The sequence below is a fragment of the Petrocella sp. FN5 genome, from assembly GCF_029210395.1.
Taxonomy (GTDB): domain Bacteria; phylum Bacillota; class Clostridia; order Lachnospirales; family Vallitaleaceae; genus Petrocella.
The window spans coordinates 1-1,779 of the sequence record NZ_JARGDP010000162.1 but is presented as its reverse complement, the minus strand read 5'-3'; the positions used below and the strand labels follow the sequence as shown (position 1 = coordinate 1,779).

At 40.9% G+C, this 1,779-nt stretch carries 2 protein-coding genes; both read left to right on the top strand.

Going from position 1 to position 1,779, the window contains the following annotated elements:
• On the top strand, positions 1–487 hold a 487-nt coding region (locus P0N36_RS15190; protein WP_275843728.1), incomplete at its 5' end, for a TRAP transporter small permease.
• Between the two features lie 3 nt (positions 488–490).
• Positions 491–1,779 (top strand): TRAP transporter large permease (locus P0N36_RS15185; protein ID WP_275843726.1); only part of this gene is annotated, 1,289 nt, incomplete at its 3' end.

Sequence of the window (1,779 nt, the reverse complement as noted above, 5' to 3'; positions counted from 1 at the left end):
AAAAATGATGATTGATAAAATTGCAAAAACAGTGCAGAGCATCGAGATTTTTTTTGGAACACTTTTTATCAGTATATTTTTTATAACGATTGTTATTCAGGTTTTTAGTAGGTACCTTGGCATTACCGTAAGTTGGACAGGCGAAGTGGCCATGTATTCCTTTACATGGGCGGTTTTTTTAGGTGCAGGCGCCATGACATACGAAGACAAGCACTTTGCATTCACCTCTCTTAGGGACCGTGTAACAGGCAAGAAAAGAGAAGTGTTAAACATCATCTTATATCTGATTGTAATGAGCTTCACTTTGGCGATACTTTACTATGGTGTAATCATAACCATGAAGTTCTGGAACTATAGATGGATTGATATACCCAAAATGCGAATGGGCTACACATGGTTATGTGTGCCAATACTTGGCGGGACAACCACCTTGTACTGTATCAACCACATTGTAACTTATGTAAAAAGATTAAGGATGGAGGTGTAGAAAATGACACAAGTTTTATTGGTTGCAATTTTTGTAATCTTTATTGCCATTGGCGTACCGATATCCTATGTAATTGGTATTGTAGCTTTTGCCGGTGTATTGTTGATACCCAATCTTGGTGGTATTGTTGTCTTTATGAAAATGTTTACAGGATTAAGCTCCTTTGTATTACTTGCAATACCTTTATTTATCCTGGCAGCGAATCTCATGAACCATGGTTCCATATCAAAAAGATTGATTGATTTTTCAAACGCTCTAGTAGGGCACAGGCGGGGCGGATTGGCCCATGCCAATATCATGGTGTCCATGATCTTTGCCGGCGTATCCGGCTCTTCTCAAGCAGATACAGCGGGTGTAGGTAAAGTGCTGATTCCTAAGATGGAAGAAAGTGGTTATGATAAAGGCACAGCCGTCGGTGTCACAGCGGCCTCCTCAACCCTAGGTAGTATCATACCCCCAAGTATAACCATGGTTGTATTTGCAGGTATTGCAGGTGTATCAACAGGAAAACTCTTCTTAGTTGGCCTCGCTCCCGGTATCGTACTAGGGCTTTCCATGATGTTTATGGTCTATCTCATCAGTAAAAAAAGGAATTTTCCAAGGTATGAGAAAGTCACACTAAAAGAAACCTTCAAATTATTTTTAAGTAGTTTTCCGGCATTACTCACACCGGTTATCATCATCGGTGGTATCGTAACCGGTGCCTATACAGCAACAGAAGCCGCAGCCTTTGCATGCGTCTATGCCCTTATTATTGGTATGTTTGTGTACAAAACCATAAAAGTAAGAGATCTGCCGGAAATCATCAAGCAGACCTTAAAGTTAAGTTCTCTCTCCCTATTTGCCCTTAGTACTGCCAATGCATTAGGTGAGCTGTTAGGCTATTATAATGTATCCACCAAAGCAGCCAACTTTTTTGCACAGATACCAGGTGGTGCACCGGTATTTATGCTGGTGGTTGTAGCGTTTTTCTTATTCGTAGGCACATTTATGGACGCTATACCTGCAATGATTTTATTTGTACCGGTTATACTTCCAGGCGCATTGGTACTGGGGGTTGACCCAACCCATCTCGGTTTGATTGTTGTTATGACATTGGCCCTTGGACTTGTAACCCCACCTTACGGTTTGTGTCTGTTAATTGCAGGCTCCATCTCAAATCTTGATTTGGAATCATCCTTCAAAGGTGTGTTACCTTATTTCATAATTGCCTTGGTCATGCTCATCATAATGGCGGTATTACCAGATTTGGTCATGGCCATTCCAAAGTTCATCAGTCCAAACTATTTCTA